The organism is Tenacibaculum litoreum, from assembly GCF_964513915.1.
Lineage (GTDB): Bacteria > Bacteroidota > Bacteroidia > Flavobacteriales > Flavobacteriaceae > Polaribacter > Polaribacter litoreum.
The window spans coordinates 336,594-359,613 of the sequence record NZ_CAZEQS010000003.1 but is presented as its reverse complement, the minus strand read 5'-3'; the positions used below and the strand labels follow the sequence as shown (position 1 = coordinate 359,613).

Genomic DNA, 23,020 nt, shown 5'->3' with positions numbered 1-23,020 from the left:
TATAATCAGCACAGATACCGGGAATTAAACCCTTGGCTATCTCCCTAAGATTAAACAACCATTTTTTCTATTGGACAAACTAAAATTCCTTCTGCTCCATTATTTTTTAACTCATCTATAATTTCCCAAAACTGATTTTTATTCAACACGGAGTGTACTGAACTCCATCCTTCTTCTGCTAATGGTAATACAGTTGGACTACGCATTCCTGGTAAAATATCAATGATTTTTTCAAGCTTTTCATTTGGAGCATTTAACAGCACATACCTTGATTGTCTTGCTTTTAATACTGATTGAATTCTAAATTGTAATTTGTCAAGTATTGCTTGTTGTTGCTCTTTTATTTGAGGAGAAACCGCTAACACAGCTTCCGACTTTAGTAAGACTTCTACTTCCTTCAAATTATTTTTGAACAGAGTTGAACCGCTTGAAACAATATCACAAATACCATCGGCTAGCCCAATATTAGGAGCTATTTCAACTGAACCATTGATAATGTGTAATTGTGCCTGAATGTTACTTTCTTGTAAATATTTTAAGACAGTGTTTGGATATGAAGTGGCTATCCTTTTATTCTGAAAGTAGGTAATTCCTTTATATTCTTCATTTTTTGGAACTGCTAAGGATACTTTACACTTTGAAAACCCTAATTTTTCTATAAATTGAATTTCTTCTCCTTTTTCTATTAATAAATTCTCTCCAATAATGGCTATATCTACTACTCCATCCTTTAAATATTGTGGAATATCTCCGTTTCTTAAGTAGAAAACTTCTAATGGAAAGTTACTTGCAGAAGCTTTTAGTTGATCTTTACCATTATCAATGGCAATTCCACAGTCTTTAAGAATTTGTAGAGACTCTTGGTTGAGTCTTCCTGATTTTTGTATGGCTATTTTTAATTTACTCATTTCTAGTTTTGAATGGGTTTGAGTAAATCGTTTTGAGAAGCTTCTTTCCTGGCGCCTTGGAAATAAAAAACCCGTTTGATTTACTCAAACGGGTTTAAAATATATTTTGATTTTATTCAATACATTTTCAGCTCGCTTGAGTGCAAGTATGAAAATGATGATGATGTAATTGAATAAAATTCATGTTTTTGTTTTTGTTGTACAAATATTTGCATTTTATTTTTGATTATGCAAACTTTTCTGAAAAAATATTTATTTTTTAGACTTTTACAAGTCCATATACTATAAATTACTGAGAAAATCATATAAATTTTCATCTTTGGCTAACCCCATTTTCTTTTTTATCCTATATCTTGTAGTTTCTACACTTCTTGGTGATACATTTATCAGTTGCGCTACATCTTTACTTTTTAAATTAGAAATAATATATGTACAATGCTTTAAATCATTAACTGATAGGTTTGGCGCTATTTCTTTCAATCTGTTAAAAAAATCGGGTCTAATTTTTTCAAATTGAATTTTAAAATCTTCCCATAATTCATCTTCAGAGATTAAGGAATTTAGTTTATTACCAATTGTTATTAAATAAGAAGATACTTCAGGATTATTGTTAGTGTAAGACTCAATATCTTCACTTATTTTTCTAATGGAATCTGTATATGTTGAAATTTTTAAAACTTTTGAAAATAGTGTTTGTTCATTTAAACTTAAAAGATTCTCTATTTCTTCTTTTTTATTATCTAAGTCTTTATTTTTTTCTTTTAAAGTATCAATTAAGTTTCTAAGATTGGTATTGAGTTTTAATATTTCGTTCTTTTTACTGTTATTTTTTTTTGCAAAAGAAATCGTTATGATTGAAAATATTATTAATAAAACTATTATAGTTACACTTAATATCAAAAGTTTATTTTGACTCTTAATTATAGTATCTTTATCGTTTATTAATTTATTTTCTAATTCTAATTCTCTAACAAAAGAGTTTTTTAATTCTTCTTCTTTTTTAGTATTATTTTCCTCTAAATTATCACTAACTTTTTTATATCTTTTTAACGCTTCTACATAGTTGTTTTGATGTTCATAATACTTAGCATACACTTTATTTAATAAGCTGTTCTCATAACTATCAGTTAATAAAATATAATTTTCCGCAATTTTTAAGTTTTCAAAAGCTTTTTCTGGTTGTTTTAACTCTAAATAGCTATCAGCTATAAAAATATACAATCTTTTTAGTCCTTCTGTTCTGTTTTTTTCTTCATGAATCAATTCAATACACTTTTTAGCGTATTCTATAGATTTTTTCCATTTTTTTCTTCTGACAGAATTTTTTGTTAGGTTATAATAACTGTCAATCTGTTGTGTCAACTCATTTATTTTTTCATAGTAAACAATAGCTTTTTTATATAATTCTTCAGCTTTTTGATATTCTTTTTTGCTTATTACTAAATTAACTCCTCTTGAATTATATATCGTCCCCATTAAAAGGTAATCATTTGTTATTTGGGCTAATTCAAATGATTTTAAAAAGAAATATTCTGCCTTATCGTACCTTTTTAGTAATAGATTATTAACCCCTTCTAAATAATAAACTTTACTTTTAATACTGTCTTCTTTTACTTCAATTTTATTTAATTTAATAAATTGAAGTGTTTTATCTAATAACCTTGGGTCTTCTGTTTTTTGAAAGGAATAATAATTATCTACAATTACTTTTTTGTAATTTTTTGCATTATTATCTATCTCATTATTTTGCGCCAATAATGAAGTAATACAAAGAAAGAAATTAACTATAAAAGAATGAAGGGACTTATAGTTACTCATTTTTTTTTGTTTTTTTGGTACGTTATTTCTACTACATTAGAATAAAAAAGTATAGATATTACTATAATTTATCTCATAAATATACATCATTTATACTACATCATTATATTCATGAAATATAACTTCTATATTTAGAATGATTTTATTAATCCCCTTATTTAATATAAATCAATTAACAAACTATCAAAGCATTTAATACCCCTTAATTCAACCCAAAGTAAAAGTTTTGATAGTTTTTTATCTTAAATAAGAATATTATGTTCTTATAGTGTATTTAATAACCACAACATAAAAAGCCATCTGAAATTCAGATGGCTTTTTTATATATTAAAATTAAATATATACTATTTTATAAAATTAATTTTACGCATACGTAAACTTTCTGGAGTAACTTCTAAATACTCATCTGGTCTAATATACTCCATACATTCTTCTAAAGAGAAATCAATTTTTGGAGCAATTTTCACACCATCATCAGAACCAGAAGCACGTACGTTTGTTAACTTCTTTCCTTTAATTAAATTTACTGCCATATCATCTGCTTTGGCATTTTCACCAACCACTTGACCCTTGTAAATCTCTTGGTTTGGATCAATAAAGAAACGTCCTCTATCTTGTAAACGGTCAATTGCATAAGCGGTTGCTTTTCCTGTTTCAGAAGAAACAATAGCACCTTTTAACTCTTCTGCAAACTCACCTTTATAAGGTCCATATTCGCTGAATCGGTGGTTTATAATTGCTTGACCAGCTGTTGCTGTTAATATTTTATTACGTAAACCAATTAGCCCTCTTGATGGAATTGTAAATTCTAAGTGTTGTAAATCACCTTTTGGCTCCATTACTAATAAATCTCCTTTACGTAAAGAAACTAAGTTAATTGCTTTAGAAGCTACATCTTCAGGAACATCTATTGATAATGTTTCGTATGGTTCGCTCTTAACTCCGTCAATGTCTTTTAAAATAACTTGAGGACGACCTACTTGTAATTCATATCCTTCACGACGCATCGTTTCAATTAACACCGATAAATGTAATACTCCACGTCCGAAAACGTTAAATTTATCTTCTGTATCGGTTTCATCAACACGTAACGCTAAGTTTTTCTCCATCTCCTTAAATAAACGATCACGCAAGTGACGAGAAGTTACAAACTTACCTTCTTTACCAAAGAACGGAGAGTTGTTAATTGTGAATAACATACTCATAGTAGGTTGATCTACTTCTATTCTTGGTAATGCTTCTGGATTATCTACATCAGCAATCGTATCACCAATTTCAAAATCTTCTAATCCTGTAACCGCACAAATATCACCACTACGTACTTTATCTGTTTCAGCTTTACCCATTCCTTCAAAAACGTGTAATTCTTTAATACGAACTTTTTTAGTAGTTCCATCAGCTTTACAAAGCATGTAGTCTTTGTTCTTTTCTAAATCTCCACGATATACACGTCCAATTGCAATTCTTCCTTTAAATGAAGAGTAATCTAATGATGTAATTTGCATTTGAGGTGATCCTTCACGATATGGAGCTTCTGGAATTGTTTCAATTACAGCATCTAATAAATCGATGATGTCTTCTTTTGGCTCTTGCCAATCAGTACTCATCCATCCATTTTTAGCCGAACCGTAAATAGTAGTAAAGTCTAACTGCGCTTCAGTAGCCTCTAAAGCAAACATTAAGTCGAATACTTTTTCATGTACTAAATCTGGTGTACAGTTTTCTTTATCAACCTTATTTACTACTACGATAGGAGTTAATCCTAATTCGATTGCTTTTCCTAATACAAAACGAGTTTGTGGCATTGGTCCTTCAAAAGCATCAACCAATAATAAAACACCATCAGCCATTTTTAATACACGTTCTACTTCTCCACCAAAGTCGGCGTGACCAGGAGTATCAATTACATTAATTTTAACTCCTTTATAGTTTACTGATACGTTTTTAGATAAAATGGTGATACCACGTTCACGCTCTAAGTCGTTGTTATCTAATAATAAATCAGTGCGTTCTTTACGTTCGTCTAAAATTTTAGCTTGATCTATAATTTTGTCTACCAAGGTTGTCTTTCCGTGGTCAACGTGTGCTATAATAGCAATATTTCTTATTGATTGCATTCGTGCTTATTTTGAAGCTGCAAAAGTAGTGTTTTATTGTTTACGATTTACGAAATTTTATTTATGAATTCGTAATATTTGATTTAAAGCATTATAAAAGTATCATTTTACCTGCTTTTCTCTTACTTTAAAAGAACTTCAGAGGTCTTAATTTTCTATCTTAGCTAGATAAAAAACATAATATATTGAGGGTAAGCTGGTAATTATTCAGGTTTAGGGTCTTCTAACTCCTTATCATCTGCTTTAAAAGCACTTGGTAAAATATCAGGAATTAATTTTATAAGTAAAGGCAAAAGTAAAGCCCCACCAGGAAGCATAAATACAGTAAAAGCAGGAATTGCTTTACAAATATCAAGTGTTTGTTCTTTTACTTTTGCCTTTTCTTCGTCAGTTAATGAAGTTGTTAGTGATTTTCTAACAAGAAAGACGAGCTCCCTACTCTCTTGAAGCTCTTTAGCTAATCTTTTTTTATTTCTATAGATAGCCTCTTTTATTTCATCAACTGTATTCATTAAAGCTTTCTACGTGCTTTTTCAGTTTTAAGTAAATTCAATTCTCTGGAAGTTTGCCCAGCTACTGAAGTATTTTCTTCTGCTCTACGAATTAAATATGGCATCACATCACGAACAGGTCCAAATGGAACGTACTTCGCTACATTATACCCTTCTTTAGCTAAATTGAAACTAATATGATCACTCATACCATATAATTGCCCAAACCACATGCGTTTATCGTCTTTAGCAATGTTATGTTCTTTAGCTAAATCCATTAACAAATATGAGCTTTCTTCATTGTGAGTTCCTGCAAAAATTGCCATATTTTTATGATCCATCATATAACGAACTGCTTCATTATAATTATCATCCGTTGCTTGTTTATCCACACAGATAGGAGATTCGTAACCATTTTCTTTAGCTCTTTCACGCTCCTTTTCCATATAAGCTCCACGAACAACTTTCATTCCAATATGATATCCCTTTTGGTGCGCTCTTTGGTGTAAGTTTCGTAAATATTCCATACGATCATGACGATACATTTGTAGCGTATTGAAAACAATGGCTTTTTCTTTATTGTAGATTTCCATTAACTCTTCAATTAAATCATCTGCAGCATCTTGCATCCAGCTTTCCTCTGCGTCAATTAGTAATGGAACATCTTTTGTTTTTGCAGCTTTACATACAGTATGAAAACGTTCTACAACTCTATCCCACTCTACTTTTTCTTCTGAAGTTAACTCTTTTCCTTCAGTTAATTTTTGATATAAGGCAAATCGTCCAAAACCTGTTGGTTTAAAAACTGCATAAGGTATAGATTGTTTTTCTTCAGCAAAATTGATCGTTTTCAACGTCATTTTTAAAGCATCATCAAACTGGGCTTCATCTTCCTTTCCTTCTACCGAATAATCTAAAATACTGTGTACATTACCTTGTTCGTACATTTTTTCGATATTAGGTAAGCAATCATCTTCACTTACTCCTCCACAAAAATGATCAAAAACTGTTGAACGAATTAATCCTTCAACTGGTAAGTGTGCTTTTAAAGCAAAGTTTGTTACCGCTGTACCTATTCGAACCATTGGTTGGCTCTGAATCATTTTAAACAAAAAATATGCACGTTCTAACTCTGAGTCAGATTTTAATTTAAAAGCAGTTTCTGTATTGTCAAAAAGTCTCATTATCGAGGTAATATTATATCTTTATTTATAGAGACAAATATAATTGAGTAGACTGATATATTTTAATTTTTTCTATTTAATTTCGCCTTATATTTTTTTGTTATTATGACCACAATTAACGCAGCAACATACCCTATTCATTTTGAAGAAAAAGGCTATAATGAATTAACTTCTTTAGTTTCTGAAAGAAACTATTCTTCAGTTTTTATTTTAGTGGATGACAACACTTTAGATTGTTGTTACCCTCGATTTATACAATTATTTGCTACGGACAAACCTATTGAAGTAATTCAAATTGATGCCGGTGAAGTTCATAAAAACATAGAAACTTGTATGGGAGTTTGGAATGTAATGACTGAATTAGGAGCTGATAGAAAAAGCTTATTGATTACCTTAGGTGGTGGTGTGATTACTGATTTAGGTGGTTTTGTTGCTTCTACATTTAAACGTGGAATTGATTTTGTGAATATTCCTACAACCTTATTAAGCATGGTAGATGCTTCTGTTGGGGGGAAAACAGGTGTTGATTTAGGTGTATTAAAAAACCAGATTGGTGTATTTGCTAACCCTGAATTGATTATTATTGATCCTGAATATTTACATACAGTAACTCCTAGAGAAATTCGTTCTGGTACTGCAGAAATTATTAAATATGGAATGACGCACGATATCAAGTTGTTTAACGAAATTAAAGATAACGATAAGCTTAATATTGTTGACTTGATTCATCGTTCGATAGAAATTAAGAATGAAGTTGTTTTAGAAGATCCTAAAGAACAAGGTGTTCGTAAGGTTTTAAACTGGGGACATACTATCGGCCATGGTGTAGAGTCTTATTTTTTAGAGAACCCTAAAAAAGAAGCCCTAACGCATGGTGAAGCTATTGCAATTGGAATGGTTTGCGAAGCTTACTTATCATCAAAAGTATTAGAATTTCCTGAAGATAAAGTTTCTGAAATAAAAGATGCTATTATTAAAATTTATGGTAAAGTAGCTTTATCAGAAGATGATTTTCAGCCTATTCTTGAGTTGATGAAACATGATAAAAAGAATATAGGAGGAGAAATTAACTTTGTACTCCTTAGCGATTATGAAGATTTTAAAATAAACAGCAAAGCTTCTGATGACTTAATCAAAGAAAGTTTACTGTTTTATAATTCATAAAGAGTTTTTATACCTCTTTATTTTAATTTTTCGTCTATATATTTCTTGGCAGTTTCATAAATAGCATCTACTTCTTTAGTACTAAACCCGCTAAATTCACCTAAGGGGAAACAAATAGTTGCATATGTTTTAAAGAATTTATGCTCTTCGGAAGATAACATCAAAAGCTTAGATGTATGTGCTAAAACTTTTAGAGTTGTATTTAATTCTTCGCTAGTTTTTTCGGAAGGATACACAACATAACTACCTACAATTGGGTATTCGGAATCTTTAAATGGTGTAGTTGGAAAGTTGTCTATAATTCCTCCATCAGAGTAAAGCATACCATCTATTTTGACAGGATTGAATAAGCCTGGTAATGCACATGAGGCTAATACTGGCTTTAACAAATCTCCTTCATAAAAATACTGGGTAGTTCCTTTATTCAAATTGGTTGTAGAAACTGTTAAAGGTATATTCAACTCTTCAAATGTTGGTTTTATTTTGTCTTCAATTAACCTTGCATAATTTGAAGAATTAAAAATTCCTGGTTTTGCTATGGTTATCCATGAAAACTGAAATATTTCAGTGGTTTTAAAGAAATTCAAAATTTCTTGTGGTCTCATCCCAGAAGCATACATAGATCCTACTAATGAGCCAGAACTACATGCTGAAATAGCATTAATTTTGATGTTTAATTCTTCTAGCTTTTCTAATAATGCAATATGGGCTACTCCTTTTTCTGCTCCTCCACTTAGTACTAAATTGATAGGTACTTTAGCATCTAAGGTTTTTATTTTTTCAAGAGAGCATTGATACTTTTCTTTAATCATCTTTCTCTATTTATTAGCTTTTATTTTCTTTTTTAAAGATAGTATAATAATTCTTAATTGAATTATCTCTAGTTTAACTTACATAGCACTTTTTATAAAGTCTTTCGTAAGCAGGTAATATATTATCTAGTGAAAACAGTTTAATATGTTCTTTTGCGTTTTCTTTAAACTGGTTCAAAACTTCATCTTCTTTTAAAATATTAATAGCATTGTTAGCCATACCTTCAATGTCACCTAACTCACTTAAAAAACCTGTTACACCATCAATGTTTACTTCAGGTAATCCTCCTGTATTTGTAGAAATAACTGGAGTACTTGCTGCCATTGCTTCTAAAGCTGCTAACCCAAAACTCTCTGTTTCAGATGGTAATAAGAATACATCTGTATAACATAATATTTTTGCTACCTCTGTACTATTTCCCATAAAAAGCACTTTGTCTTCGATTTCTAACTCTTTCGCTAAGTTTTCCGCTTTTAAACGTTCAGGACCATCACCAACCATCAACAATTTTGAAGGAATCTCTTTTTGAATCTTATTAAAAATTCGAATTACGTCGTCAGTACGTTTTACAGGTCTAAAATTACTTATATGTGTTAAAATCCTTTCCTCTGGTTTAGCTAGTGCTTCTCTTTTACACTCTCCTTCGTGTGCTCTATCATATTTTTCTCCATCAATAAAATTGTACACCACTTTAATATCTTTATCTATATTAAATAGTCGAAGAGTATCTTCTTTTAAACTGTTAGATACAGCAGTAACTTCATCTGATTTGTTTATACTAAATTCTACTGCTGTTTTATAGGTTGGATGACTTCCTACCAAAGTAATATCGGTACCATGTAATGTTGTTACTACCTTTACATCAATACCTTTATCTTCAAGCATTTTCTTTGCCATATAAGCAGCATATGCATGCGGAATCGCGTAATGTACATGTAATACTTCAAGATCATATTTTTGTACTACTTCTACCATCTTACTAGATAAAGCTAACTCGTAAGGCTGGTATTGAAATAGCGGATATTCTTCTAAAACAACTTCATGAAAATGTAAACGGTGAGAAAAGAAATCTAATCGTACAGGTTGATTGTAAGTTATAAAATGTACTTCATGTCCTTTATCTGCTAATGCCATTCCTAATTCGGTTGCTACTACTCCACTTCCTCCAAAGGTAGGATAACATACAATTCCTATTTTCATGTGTATTGTTTGATTATTTTTTGAATATGATTATTGACGTAAATTTACGGTATTACTTACTTTTTTTTGTAAAGATTTTCATAAAATAAAAACGCCATTACAAAGTTTGTAATGGCGTTTAAAATAATATTTAGTTATCTATTAATAATCTCCTAAAGTTTCTGGATTTTGAGCTAAAGCAACCTCTAACTGTTCATCGTTAGGTGCTTTACCATGCCATGCGTGGGTATGCATCATAAAATCAACTCCATTCCCCATTTCTGTGCGTAATAATACACAAACTGGCTTACCTTTTCCTGTTCTAGATTTTGCTTCTGCCATTCCTGATAAAATAGCTTCTACATTATTTCCTTCTGCAATTTCTACAACATCCCAACCAAAAGCTTCAAATTTAGCTTTTAAGCTCCCCATAGCTAAGACTTCATCGGTAGATCCATCAATTTGTTTTTCATTTACATCTACAGTAGAAATTAAGTTATCAACTTTTTTAGCTGCTGCATACATTACAGCTTCCCAAATTTGTCCTTCTTGTAATTCACCGTCTCCGTGTAAAGAATATACAGTTTTGTTATCACCATCTAACTTTTTAGCTTGGGCTGCACCAATAGCAACACTCATACCCTGACCTAACGACCCCGAAGCAATACGTACTCCTGGTAAATGTTCGTGTGTAGTTGGGTGCCCTTGTAAACGAGAGTCTAATTTTCTAAATGTTTCTAATTCGGCTACTGGAAAAAATCCACTACGAGCTAAAACACTATAATAAACTGGCGAAATATGTCCGTTTGATAAAAAGAATAAATCTTCGTTTTTACCATCCATAGAAAAATCAGTAGAATAGTCCATGATTTCTTGGTATAAACACGTAAAAAATTCTGCACACCCTAAAGAACCTCCTGGATGTCCTGAATTTACAGCATGTACCATGCGTACGATGTCTCTACGAACTTGTTGTGTAAACTCTTGTAATTGTTGTGTTGTTGGCATTATTGTTTTGTTTTATGCCCACAAATGTAATTGATTATGTAAAAATGAGCAATTACTTTTTTATTTAAGTAAAAAGAAAAAGGGTTCATATAAATTAAGTTTTCTTTTTCGTTTAATTTTCCCGTTCTAATGAATCGTTGTTGAACCCTTTATTTACGTGATTCAAATAACTCATTTGTTTGTTTTATATACAAATAGTTGTACACGGATTTTATAAAAAACGAGTCCCAATAAAAAATAAACATCTTATTTTCAGGTTTTTAAATAAATAAAGTAAAGTCACGTTTTTTTTGGTACTTTTGAATTCAAGTTGGTTAACTGTTATGAAAAAAATATTTTTTTTATTACTTATTATGGGATTTAGTATAGAAGTTTTCTCTAAAAACCAAATAAGAAAAGACACTTTATCCCAAAAAAAATTTCAAGAACTAGTTCATTCATTTTATGTAAACAAGCATGATACTTTAAAAGCTGCTATATATGCAAAAGCAGTTTATAATAAAGCTATTATTGAAAATGATACCATGAACATGTTACAAGGAAAGTTTTTTTTAGCCGATATTTATAATGATAAAAACATTTATTTAAGTTTTTGTGATTCTTTGATAAATATTACTAAAAAACGCCCCTCAAAAAATTTCCCTTCTGCAATATATTATCATAAATCAATATCTTATTTTAATGATGGAATAAATAGTAAAGCTTTAGAAGAGTTAACATTAAGTAGACAAACTTTAAGAGAAAATGATAGCCTAAAACATTTACTTTTTATTCAGCTTGCTATGATTAAAAGTTCTGTTGGAGAGGTTGAAAATGCAATAGCTCTCTATAAAAAAGCCTACCTATTTGCTAAACAAAAAAAGTACTTAAGGTATGAAGATTTCTCTACTCTACCTTTAAATATTGCCTCCGCTTACAAGAAACTTAATAAAATTGATTCTGCTTTTTTTTATAATAACGAAGCAGTAAGCTTATATGAAAAAATAAATGATAGTTTGAGTTTAGGGTATTCTTTTTATGTGTTAGGTAGTATAGAAAATAGAAGGAAAAACTATAATGAATCAATAATCTCATACAAAAAATCTATTCCTTATATCATTAGTGATGAGAACTACAGAATTTTAATCAGGGCTTATGTTAAAATAGGCGTTCAATACAATTATTTAAAGGATAAAAAAAATGCCTTAAAATATCATTTAAAAGCAGATTCTTTGTTTAATGCAAGAGAAATACCTAGTAAATATTTAGAAGACACCTATAAATATTTAATCGACCATAATAAAAAGAATAAAAACTTAAAGAAACAATTACTGTATATAAATAAGTTATTAGAAATAAAGGATTTTAAATTAAATGAAGAAAAGAAAATAAACAAAACACTCACTGAGGAATACGACATTCCTAACTTATTATCAGAAAAAAAACAAGTTATAAAAGAACTAGAAAAGGAAGTTAATGAGTCTAAGAGAAATAAAGTAGTTTATATTTCTTTATTAGCATTATCATTTGTTTTGGTAGGATACCAAGTCAAAAGAAAAAGAACTTTTAAAAAACGTTTTGTAGCATTAGCCAATCAAAACAAAACTGCAGATAAGAAAGAGCTAGAAACTATACCACAACAAACCATTAATAAATATGAACTTTCTAACGAAACTATTAATACCATTATTAATGGGCTTGAAGCTTTTGAAAAGAATGCAGATTTTTTAAACTCAAAAATAAATTTACAACTGTTAGCTGATAGATTAGATACTAATACTAGCTACTTATCAAAAGTAATCAATCAATACAAAAGGAATTCTTTTTCTAGTTATATAAATCAACTTAGAATTGAATATGCTATTGAAAAACTTAAAAATAATGCTCTCTGGAGAAAGTACACCATAAAAGCTATTGCAAAGGAAGTTGGTTTTAAAAATGCTGAATCTTTTTCGAGAGCATTCTATAAACTTGCTGGTATTAAACCTTCTTATTTTATTAAAGAGTTAGAAAAGTCTGAAAAAAATTAGGTCTTTTGTTTTTTCTTTTTAGCTGCAGGAAACAGTACATTATTCAATATTAAACGATATCCTGGTGAGGTTGGATGCAAGTCTAATTCTGTTTTAGGGTCTCCTACCCTATGTTGATAATCTTCAGGGTCATGACCTCCATAAAAGGTAAACATTCCTTTCCCTTTAGTTCCGTGAATATAACGTCCCTCTCTATTTGTTTTATTTTCTCCTAAAACAATGATTGTAGATTTTATAGTATTAGGATCAAAAGATGTTGTTTGTCCCATAAAACCTTTTACTAACATTGTGTGATTTTGTGTTAACATAGTTGGCACTTGATCCCATTTTGCAGAAAATTCCTTCAACACAAAGTAATCTACCTCTTTCCTTATTCTTCGTTTACGAGTCATATCTATTGAAGAAAACTCATAAGTAGTAGGGTTACGAATCAGTTCAAAATCTTTAAAAGCAAAGGTTTTATTAAAGTTTATTTTTGATTGGTAATTAGGTTCTGAAGCATCACCATCAAACATTCCTTCACAAATATCTACACCATCTGCAGCCAGCGCAATATCAAAACTATCGGTTGCAGAGCACATCGCAAACATAAACCCACCACCTACTACATAATCGCGGATTTTTTTAGCTACGTCTCCTTTTTCTTCTGATACTTTACTGTACCCTAGTTTTTTTGCTAAGGCTTCTGCATCTTTCTTTTGTTGAATGTACCAAGGTGCAGTTCTAAAAGCTCCATAAAAACGTCCGTACTGACCTGTAAAATCTTCATGATGTAAGTGTAACCATTCATATAATAATAGTTTATCATTTAGTACCTCTTCATCATAGATTACATCAAACGGAATTTCAGCATATGTTAGTACCATGGTAACTGCATCATCCCAAGGCATTTTATCTTTTGGTGAATACACCGCTATTTTTGGTGCTTTTTCTAAAGTTACTGCTTCTTGGTTTTTAGATGGTGATGAAATTTCTTCTAAAATTAATGCTGATTTAGCGTCTGATATAATTTGATAGGATACTCCACGTATTTTACATTCTTTTTCTACTGCTTCATTGTTTTCAATTAAAAAAGCACCTCCATCATAATTCAATAACCATTTGGCTTTTAAGCCATTTTGCAAAGCGTAGTAAACAATACCATATGCTTTTAAATGATTTTTTTGATTTTCGTTACTCATAGGTACATAAATAAATGATGCCCATAGCGAGTTAGAAAAAAGAAAAAATGTTAGTATGTAAAGAAATTGTTTCATATCAAAAACTAAAATACACAATTACTTTTTAGCAATTGTGTATTCAATTATATTTTAAGTTTAATTTAAGGATTAAAACGGAACATCATCGTCACTTGGACCAAAAGCATCTTCTGGTGAAGCAAAGTTACTAGATGCTACTTCATCGTTAAATCCTGAATTCATACTCGATTGGAACTCACTACTAAAGCCTTCTTCTAAATCTGAGAATTTTGCTAAGTGTCCTGTAAACTTCAAACGAATATTATCCAATCCACCATTACGGTGTTTTGCTACAATAAACTCTCCTTGTCCTTCACATGGTGAATGATCGTCGTCATCCCATTCTGTCATTCCATAGTATTCAGGACGATAAATAAATGATACAATATCGGCATCCTGCTCAATCGCTCCAGATTCACGAAGATCGGATAGTAACGGACGTTTACTTCCTCCACGAGTTTCAACCGCACGCGATAACTGAGAAAGTGCAATTACGGGTACATTTAATTCTTTACCTAGTGCTTTTAAGTTACGTGAAATCATCGAAATTTCTTGTTCACGGTTACCTCCTGCTCCACCTGCTGTCATTAACTGTAAATAGTCAATAATTAATATTTTAACTCCATGTTGAGACACTAAACGACGTGCTTTTGCACGTAAATCGAAAATAGATAGTGCTGGTGTATCATCAATAAATATAGGTGCGTCTGAAAGTCTCTTTACTTTTACGTTCAACTGCTCCCATTCATGTGGTTCTAGGTTTCCTTTACGTAATTTTTCAGAAGTTAATCCTGTTTCCGAAGAAATCATACGTGTAATTAACTGTACCGATGACATCTCCAGTGAGAATAACGCTACTGGATGTCCGAAATCGATTGCCATATTTTTAGCCATCGATATTACGAAAGCGGTTTTACCCATACCGGGACGTGCTGCAATAATGATTAAATCGGTAGGTTGCCAACCTGAGGTTAATGCATCTAGTTTGGTAAATCCAGTTGCCAAACCGCTCATCCCTTCTTTGGTTGATATTTCTTGAATTTTATTAATCGATTGTTGTACTAACGAATCGGCTCTTTCAGCTCCCTTTTTAAGATTTCCTTGAGTTACCTCAAATAATTTTCCTTCGGCATCATCTAATAAATCAAAAACATCAACGGTTTCATCATATGCGTTTTCAATAATTTCTGAAGAAATAGTAATTAGTTTACGTTGAATAAACTTTTCTAGAATAATTCTAGAGTGAAATTCAATATGTGCAGATGAAGCTACTTTTTGGGTTAAACCAATTAAATAAAAATCTCCTCCTGCTAAATCTAATTTTCCATTTTTCTTTAACTGATTTGATACAGAAAGTAAATCAATTGGTTCTGAATTTTGGAAAAGTTCGTAGATAGCTGCATAAATTTCTTGATGCCTTTTATCGTAAAAAGCATCAGGGTGTAAAATATCAATTACTTCATCAATCCCTTTTTTATCAATCATCATAGCACCCAAAACAGCCTCTTCTAATTCCAAAGCCTGTGGTGGTAACTTCCCTTTTTCTAAGCTTATAATTCTAGCTTTATCTATTTTTGTTCCTTTGAGAGATTGGGTTCTTTCCATAACAGCAAAAGTAAATTTTTAAGATGATATTTGTAGAGACTATGCTCAATTTTCTTTATGCACATTTTTTGTAAATAAACTGTTATTAACTTGTTGATAACGTTACAACTTTCTTATTTTTGGAGGCATGCATAACCTAAAAAAATATTTTTTTGTTGCTTTATTTTTACCTATTCAAGTAATTTTTGTGCTTTTTATTAGCCAAAAACCACAGTGGATTGAGTTTTATTATAGTAACGGAATTTATCCTTACATTTCTCAATTCTTTCGAACTATTTTAGGATGGGTTCCTTTTTCTGTTGGGGATATAATTGGTTTTGGTTTGTTATATCTTTTATTAAAATCTATCTATTTTTTAATTAAAAGAAGGTTTCAAAACTTCCTTCCTAAGTTAGTAAAATTTATCGCAATTCTATCTATTATTTATTTTTGTTTTTATGCTTTTTGGGGATTAAATTATTTTAGAGAGCCTTTAGCTAAAAATCTTGAGCTAAAACAAGCTTCTTATACTACTGAAGAACTAATTTTAACAACTAAACAGATTGTTACAGAACTAAACAAAGTTCATTTACAAATAACAAAAAATGATTCAGTCCCTGTAATAGTTCCATATTCTCAAAGAGAAATTTATAATTTGGCTCCTAACGGATTCCAAGAACTTTCGAAAAGGTATCCCCAACTAACTTATCAAACGTCTTCTGTTAAAAGCTCATTAGTTAGTTTATTTCAATCATACAATGGAACATCAGGATATTTAAATCCAATAACAGGAGAAGCGCAAGTAAATAATATGATTCCTAAAACGGGTTATCCAGCAACTACATGTCATGAAATGGCACATCAAATTGGTTGGGCAGCTGAAAATGATGCCAATTTTGTGAGTTTCTTAGCCTCAATAGCTAATAAGGACCTGTATTTTAAGTATTCTGGGTACCGAATGGCTTATAACTATTGTATTGGTCAAGTTTATAAAAGAGATAAAGAATTAGGTAAAGAAATAGCTAAAACAGTAAATAAAGGTATCTATAAAGACTACAAGACTACTTATTTACATTGGAAACAGTTTAAAAACCCTATTGAACCTTATTTAAAGAAAGGATACAACTCTTATCTTAAAGCTAATAATCAATCTAAAGGAATTCAATCATATAGTTATGTTGTCGATTTATTGATTGCCTATTTTAAAAAGAAAGGTTCTTAAAAATTTCATCGCATTTCAATTGACAAAATACATTTGAAATGGCTATTTTTGATGCTTTAAAAATACTACGATGAACAAACAACATATAATCGATCGATTTGTTAAATATGTAACTATTGATACTGAAAGTGATCCTAATAACCCAGCATTTCCTAGTACTGAAAAACAATGGAATTTAGCGAAAGTTCTTGAAAAAGAACTAAAGGAAATAGGAATGGAAGATGTTGAATTAGATGAGAACTGTTATTTAATGGCAACGTTACCTAGTAATTTAGATTATGAAGTGCCTACTATTGGTTTTGTTGCTCATATCGATACAAGTCCAGATTTTACTGGAGCTAATGTAAAACCTCAAATTCATGAGAATTATGATGGAAAAGACATCTTGTTAAACAAAGAAGAAAACATCGTTTTATCTCCAGATTATTTTGAAGATTTATTACAATATAAAGGTCAAACTATTATTACTACTGATGGTACTACTTTATTAGGTGCTGATGATAAAGCTGGAGTTACTGAAATTGTTTCTGCAATGGAATATTTAATCCAACACCCAGAAATTAAACATGGTAAAATCCGTATTTGTTTTACTCCTGATGAAGAAGTTGGTAAGGGTGCTCATATGTTTGATGTAGAAAAATTTGGAGCTGAGTGGGCTTATACCATGGATGGAAGCCAAATAGGTGAATTAGAATACGAAAACTTTAACGCCGCTGGTGCTACAGTTACTATTAATGGTAAAATTGTACATCCAGGATATGCAAAAGGTAAAATGATTAATTCAATGCTTATTGCTAGTGAATTTATCAATGCATTACCTGAAGATGAAGTTCCTGAAAGAACAACTGGTTACGAAGGTTTTTTCCACTTACACCATATGGAAGGTAAAGTTGAGCAAACAACATTGAGCTATATTATTAGAGATCATGATATGGATCAATTCAACAACCGTAAAAAAGCAATACTTGATTTAGCAGAAGTTTTAAACGCTAAGCGTGGACAAAAATTAGTTTCTGTTGAAATTAAAGACCAATATTTTAATATGAAGGAAAAAGTAACTCCTGTAATGCATATTGTTGATATTGCTGAAGAAGTGATGAAAGATATGGGAATTACTCCTTTAATTAAGCCTATTCGAGGTGGAACTGATGGTTCTCAATTATCATATAAAGGTTTACCATGTCCTAACATTTTTGCTGGTGGACACAACTTCCATGGACGTTATGAATACGTTCCTGCTGAGAGTATAGTAAAGGCTAGTGAAGTAATTGTTGGTATTGCACAAAAAGTTGCGGTAAAATTTAAGTAATCTTATACTACCATTTATAAAATCAAAAACTCTAGCTTTCGCTAGAGTTTTTTTATGATATTTTTACCCCTTAAAAAAATATCATTCTGTTTGAAATAAATCCCCTTAACTTTATTTCGTCGCAAATATGACTCTTTTTAAAAGATTATATTATAGGAAAATTCCCTTTTGCCTAGACGTAAAACCCCTAATTTTACAAAAAAACACAAATTTGTGAATTTCTTTCATTTTATTTTTTGTAATCATTCACCTCTATACTTTTGCCTGCAAATATTAAAGTAAATGAATAGACAAGACCTTTTAAAGCTAGCTGATAAGTATCAGTCACCTTTGTATGTTTACGACACTGAAAAAATTATATCTCAGTATAAAAAAATAACATCTGCTTTTTCAAAAGTTAAAAATGTAAAAATTAATTACGCAGTTAAAGCATTATCAAACATTAATATATTAAAGGTTTTCAATAAGCTTAACAGTGGTTTGGATACGGTTTCTATTCAAGAGGTTAAACTTGGATTATTAGCAGGTTTTGAGCCTCATGAAATTATATATACACCTAACGGAGTTTCTCTACAGGAAATAGAAGATGTTGCTAAATTAGGAGTGCAAATTAATATTGATAACTTATCAATTTTAGAATTGTTTGGACAAAAACACCCTAAAATCCCTGTTTGTATTCGTATCAATCCACATGTAATGGCAGGCGGGAATAGTAAAATTTCTGTGGGTCATATTGATTCTAAATTTGGAATATCTATTCACCAAGTACCTCATATAAAAAGAGTTGTTGAAAATACAGGAATGCACATTAATGGAATTCACATGCATACTGGTTCTGATATTTTAGATATTGATACTTTTATAAGGGCTTCTGAAATTTTATTTGATGTTGCAAGACAATTTAAAAATATTGATTTTATTGATTTTGGTAGTGGATTTAAGGTTCCTTATAAGAAAGATGATATTTCAACTGATATAAATGAGCTAGGTAAAAAGCTATCTACAAGGTTTAATGAATTCTGTAAAAATTACGGAAAAGAAGTTACCTTAATGTTTGAACCTGGAAAGTTTTTAGTTAGTGAAGCTGGATATTTTTTAGCAAAAGTAAATGTTATTAAACAAACAACGTCAACTGTTTTTGCTGGTATTGATAGTGGTTTAAATCACTTAATACGTCCAATGTTTTACAATTCTTATCATTATATAGAAAACTTATCTAATCCTAAAGGAAAAGAGCGATTTTATAGTATTGTCGGATATATTTGTGAAAATGACACCTTTGGGTCTAATAGAAGGATTAATGAAATATCTGAAGACGATATATTATGTTTCCATAATGCTGGAGCTTATTGTTTCTCTATGGCTTCAAATTATAATTCAAGGTTTAGGCCTGCAGAAGTTATGATTTATAAAGGAAAAGATTATTTAATTAGGAAGAGAGAGACTATGGAAGATCTTCTTAAGAATCAAGAAAGTATTACATTATAATCCTACACTTAAAAACTCTGACCTTAATAAGGCCAGAGTTTTTTTAAAATATAATCAACCCCTCAAAGACTATATTTTAAAACGTTGTAATTAAAGTCCCCTATCTTTATTTACGATTACAAATATCACCCATTTATTTTAAAATTTTCACAGGAAAACCCCCCTTTCTCACAAAACATTCAACTAAAAAACATAAAAACCACTCAAAAAATGAGTGGTTTTATAAGTTTTGTTTGTTCTTTTTTATTAAAATATGTAACGTAACCCTATTTGCATTTGCCAACGAGAAAGTAAGCTAGAATCGAAACCAAATGTTTTTGTTGAGTTTGGAGTGAATGAATATGTAGGTGCCTGAGAATAATCTGGCACATAATTCGCTGGGTTAGTATTTGCTGGATCTACATCAGGGAATTTAATACCTAAAGGTTGTAAATTATTAGGTTGTTGTACTACTCCCCAATCAGAATTGATTAAGTTTCCTACATTTAGAATATCAAGACTTAATTGTATTGTGTTTTGTTTTTCTTCAGACACGTTAAAATTAAAATCTTGTAATATTTTTAAATCCCATTTTCCTCTCCATGGTGCTAAAGCTCCATAACGCTCTACATATTGTCCTCTTCTTTCACTCAGATAATCATCTTGTTGTATATAGCTTTCAAAAGCAGCTGCATGAGCAGGATCACTAAATTGCATTTGATTAAGTTCTGAACTAGTTGGAACATATAATAAATCATTTACAGCTGATCCATCATTATTAATATCACCTCCGTAAGTGTAATTAAAACGTCCACCTTGTGCATATTCAAAAAATGTTGAAATAGTTGTGGCAAACTTATCTCCTCCATAAGTAAATTTCTTAGACGCTACACCAATAATTCTATGAGTATCTCCATATTTTGAATATGATAAAACATCATTATTAGCATTTCCAACTACTGGATTAAAAGCAAAAGCATCTCCCGTAATTTCTGCTTCAATAGAGTTTACATCTTTAGCGTTTAAGTAATTATAAGCAACACTTGTATATAATCCGTTATCAAAAGTTTTCTGAAGCTTTAAAGAAGCATTCCATACACGACCTTTGTCTGAATTTGTAAACACATAAGCATTATTTCCTTTATCACTTCCTTCATATATTTCTCTATTATCAAATGGTGTATTTAAAGTAGCACTAGGCTCTCTTAGTCCCCAGTTTTGTACATGAGCACCATTAATATCTTTTGTATAAGAAATATCTGTAGTCGCTATAATTCCATTTTCAAATTTCCAGTCTAAACCTAAGTTTGTTCTCCATACTTGAGGAAATTTAAAATCAGGATCAACTAATTGGAAGAAGCCATCATCAGCACCACTTACTTGGTTTCCAATCCATACAAAAGGTAAACGTCCTGTGAATACACCTGAACCTCCACGAAGTTGCATCGTATTATTACCCTTTACATCCCAGTTAAAACCTACTCTTGGTGAAATTAACCATTGGTTTGTAGGCATTTTAGTTGAAAGTAATTGTTGCTCTTCTCCTGTATTTGGATTGTAGTATAGTACAGAGTTGTCTCTGGTTGCTCCATTATCAGTATCTATAAATTTCTGTATCAAACTAGAAGTATTGAAATACAATGGCTTATCAAAACGAACTCCATACGTTAGTTTGAACTTATCATTCATTTCCCACTCATCTTGTACATAAAATGCCAATTGACCTACATTTAATTCAGATAGTTTCCATCCACCATCGTTACCGTCTCCATTAGCATTAAATGAATCGTAAGCATTTTGAGTAGCTGCTAAATACTGCTCTACTACTCCACCTGGTTGTGCAGCTGATAAAAAAGTTGCTACATCTGGGTATGGGCTAAATAATCCGTAGTATGGAAAGATTCCAAAATTAAAAGACTCATAATTTGTTAAATTAAATGAGTTTTCAAACTCAAATTGTTCGAATGAAAAACCAACGGTATACGTATGATCTCCCTTATAAAAGTTCATGTTATTTGTCAACTGAAAAACTCGTTGATCTAACTTGTTATTTATAGAAAATGGTTCATGACCTGCTATAATATAATTACTTCCATTACCATCTTGTATAGTAATTACCGGTGCTGGTGCAGATAACGGATTTCTAAAATCATCAAAATGTGTATAACCTATTTGTAACTTATTAGTAGTTGTTTCTGATAAGTTAGAGTTTAATTCTAACTGAAATGAATTTAAGTTGTTATTAATTTCATATCCTGAATTTTCAAATTGTAATGTAGAAAAACTCGGACCTCTAATACCTAAAGCTGTTGGATGCGCTGGTGTTTCTTTTGAAGCTCTTAAGAAATTATAAATTAACGCTAATCTATTTTTATCGTTAATATTCCAATCTAATTTAAAAATTCCTTTAGTAGATTCCGAACCATAAGTAAAACCTTCATAAGCTCCTGTATCATATCCTAAAGCTGCTAACGCGTCACGAACAGCTATCATATCCGACTCTAATACCCTTGATTCATTAACAGCACCACTACCTGTATTTGGTATCCAACCTGCTGTACCTAAATCTTCTCTATCATCTTTTTCAAAATTTGCAAAAAAGAATAATTTGTCCTTAATAATTGGACCTCCTAAGCTTGCCCCGTATTGACTTTGACTTAATTTTGGTTTTACAACTTCTTGACCTTTAATTTTACCTCCAGTCATATCTTGGTTTCTGTAAAACCCATAAACTGTACCTGTGAATTCGTTAGTACCACTTTTTGTTACCGCATCTACCGAAGCTCCTGTAAAACCAGACAAAGTAACATCGTATGGTGCAGTAGAAACCGAAATTTGTTCAATTGCATCTAACGAAATTGGCTGCGAACCTGTTTGACCTCCTGGTGTTGGTGAATCTAAACCAAAAGGGTTATTGAAAATAGATCCGTCTAAAGAGAAGTTGTTGAACTGGTCATTTCTCCCTCCAAAAGAGTTTCCACTTGCAGTTGGTTCTAAACGCGTAAAATCTGCAGCGGAACGAGAAATAGTTGGTAAAGTTTTTAATTGAACAGCACTCACACTAGTTTGTGCTCCAGTTCTATCATTATTAAAAACTTTACTTCTTGTTGTTGATATAACAACTTCTTCTAATTGCTCTCCATCCTCAGACAAAACACCATCAATATTAGTTGTTTTACCCAAAGTTAAATAGACATTGGTTACTTCTTGTGATTCAAACCCAATATAGCTAAAAGTTACTTTATAAGGTCCTCCTACTCTTAAGTTAGGTATGGTGTATTTTCCATTGTCTTGAGCTACGGCTCCAGATATGGTACCTGTTGGCTCATGTAAAACGACAATGTTAGCACCAAACAAAGGTTCTCCCTGATTGTCTGTTACAGTTCCTTTTATTTTTGATGTGGTTACCTGGGAATAGATGGATAAACTCAAAAAAACAAAAGAAAAAATTATTAATTTCTTCATAATAGTTCTGATTTTGTTTATGTTATACCTCAAATTTAAGCATA

16 protein-coding genes are annotated in these 23,020 nt (G+C 30.8%); 5 read left to right on the top strand and 11 right to left on the bottom strand.

Annotated features, from left to right (window positions below):
• Window positions 1–50: 50 nt before the first annotated feature.
• The 5 genes from hisG to ACKTTR_RS07615 all read right to left on the bottom strand — a co-directional run bounded on the left by hisG (window position 51) and on the right by ACKTTR_RS07615 (window position 6,521).
• Window positions 51–908: an ATP phosphoribosyltransferase gene (gene hisG, locus ACKTTR_RS07635; protein ID WP_408027277.1), complete on the bottom strand. Its 858-nt coding sequence runs from the start codon at window positions 906–908 to the stop codon at window positions 51–53.
• Between the two features lie 282 nt (window positions 909–1,190).
• On the bottom strand, window positions 1,191–2,726 hold the full coding sequence (locus tag ACKTTR_RS07630) for a tetratricopeptide repeat protein (protein ID WP_408027276.1): 1,536 nt from the start codon (window positions 2,724–2,726) through the stop codon (window positions 1,191–1,193).
• A 344-nt stretch (window positions 2,727–3,070) separates the two neighbouring features.
• Window positions 3,071–4,843, bottom strand: coding sequence for a translational GTPase TypA (typA, locus tag ACKTTR_RS07625; RefSeq protein ID WP_408027275.1), 1,773 nt, complete (start codon window positions 4,841–4,843; stop codon window positions 3,071–3,073).
• Window positions 4,844–5,046: 203 nt separating this feature from the next.
• Window positions 5,047–5,355: an LETM1 domain-containing protein gene (locus tag ACKTTR_RS07620; protein ID WP_408027274.1), complete on the bottom strand. Its 309-nt coding sequence runs from the start codon at window positions 5,353–5,355 to the stop codon at window positions 5,047–5,049.
• A complete protein-coding gene (locus ACKTTR_RS07615; protein WP_408027992.1) occupies window positions 5,355–6,521 on the bottom strand; it encodes a proline dehydrogenase family protein in 1,167 nt (388 codons plus the stop codon). The genes ACKTTR_RS07620 and ACKTTR_RS07615 overlap by 1 nt, the downstream gene beginning before the upstream one ends.
• A 102-nt stretch (window positions 6,522–6,623) precedes the next feature.
• Here ACKTTR_RS07615 and aroB point away from each other — a divergent pair, with 102 nt between their 5' ends.
• On the top strand, window positions 6,624–7,682 hold the full coding sequence (gene aroB, locus ACKTTR_RS07610; protein ID WP_408027273.1) for a 3-dehydroquinate synthase: 1,059 nt from the start codon (window positions 6,624–6,626) through the stop codon (window positions 7,680–7,682).
• A gap of 17 nt (window positions 7,683–7,699) precedes the next feature.
• Here the strand turns inward: aroB and ACKTTR_RS07605 are convergent, their stop codons facing one another.
• The 3 genes from ACKTTR_RS07605 to ACKTTR_RS07595 all read right to left on the bottom strand — a co-directional run bounded on the left by ACKTTR_RS07605 (window position 7,700) and on the right by ACKTTR_RS07595 (window position 10,682).
• Complete coding sequence (locus ACKTTR_RS07605) at window positions 7,700–8,494, bottom strand: patatin-like phospholipase family protein (RefSeq protein ID WP_408027272.1); 795 nt, start codon at window positions 8,492–8,494, stop codon at window positions 7,700–7,702.
• A gap of 73 nt (window positions 8,495–8,567) precedes the next feature.
• A complete protein-coding gene (bshA, locus tag ACKTTR_RS07600) occupies window positions 8,568–9,695 on the bottom strand; it encodes an N-acetyl-alpha-D-glucosaminyl L-malate synthase BshA (RefSeq protein WP_408027271.1) in 1,128 nt (375 codons plus the stop codon).
• A gap of 141 nt (window positions 9,696–9,836) precedes the next feature.
• A complete protein-coding gene (locus tag ACKTTR_RS07595) occupies window positions 9,837–10,682 on the bottom strand; it encodes a transketolase (RefSeq protein ID WP_408027270.1) in 846 nt (281 codons plus the stop codon).
• 323 nt (window positions 10,683–11,005) lie between these two features.
• Here ACKTTR_RS07595 and ACKTTR_RS07590 point away from each other — a divergent pair, with 323 nt between their 5' ends.
• A complete protein-coding gene (locus ACKTTR_RS07590; protein ID WP_408027269.1) occupies window positions 11,006–12,691 on the top strand; it encodes a helix-turn-helix domain-containing protein in 1,686 nt (561 codons plus the stop codon).
• Here the strand turns inward: ACKTTR_RS07590 and ACKTTR_RS07585 are convergent.
• Window positions 12,688–13,872, bottom strand: a complete 1,185-nt coding sequence (locus ACKTTR_RS07585) for an asparagine synthetase B (protein WP_408027268.1) — start codon at window positions 13,870–13,872, stop codon at window positions 12,688–12,690. The genes ACKTTR_RS07590 and ACKTTR_RS07585 overlap by 4 nt on opposite strands.
• Before the next feature lie 147 nt (window positions 13,873–14,019).
• The gene (gene dnaB, locus ACKTTR_RS07580) at window positions 14,020–15,534 is read right to left on the bottom strand and encodes a replicative DNA helicase (RefSeq protein ID WP_408027267.1); all 1,515 of its coding nucleotides are present in this window, start codon (window positions 15,532–15,534) and stop codon (window positions 14,020–14,022) included.
• 127 nt (window positions 15,535–15,661) lie between these two features.
• Between dnaB and ACKTTR_RS07575 the strand changes: the two genes are divergently transcribed.
• The 3 genes from ACKTTR_RS07575 (at window position 15,662) to lysA (ending at window position 19,532) form a co-directional block, all read left to right on the top strand.
• Window positions 15,662–16,735 carry a DUF3810 domain-containing protein gene (locus tag ACKTTR_RS07575; protein ID WP_408027266.1) on the top strand — a complete coding sequence of 358 codons (1,074 nt, stop codon included), beginning with the start codon at window positions 15,662–15,664 and terminating at the stop codon, window positions 16,733–16,735.
• A 70-nt stretch (window positions 16,736–16,805) separates the two neighbouring features.
• Window positions 16,806–18,044 (top strand): peptidase T, encoded by a 1,239-nt coding sequence (gene pepT, locus ACKTTR_RS07570; protein ID WP_408027265.1) that lies wholly within the window; start codon window positions 16,806–16,808, stop codon window positions 18,042–18,044.
• Between the two features lie 282 nt (window positions 18,045–18,326).
• A complete protein-coding gene (gene lysA, locus ACKTTR_RS07565) occupies window positions 18,327–19,532 on the top strand; it encodes a diaminopimelate decarboxylase (protein WP_408027264.1) in 1,206 nt (401 codons plus the stop codon).
• 246 nt (window positions 19,533–19,778) lie between these two features.
• On the opposite strand, the gene ACKTTR_RS07560 is transcribed toward lysA, so the two are convergent.
• The gene (locus tag ACKTTR_RS07560) at window positions 19,779–22,976 is read right to left on the bottom strand and encodes a TonB-dependent receptor (protein ID WP_408027263.1); all 3,198 of its coding nucleotides are present in this window, start codon (window positions 22,974–22,976) and stop codon (window positions 19,779–19,781) included.
• Between the last annotated feature and the right edge of the window lie 44 nt (window positions 22,977–23,020).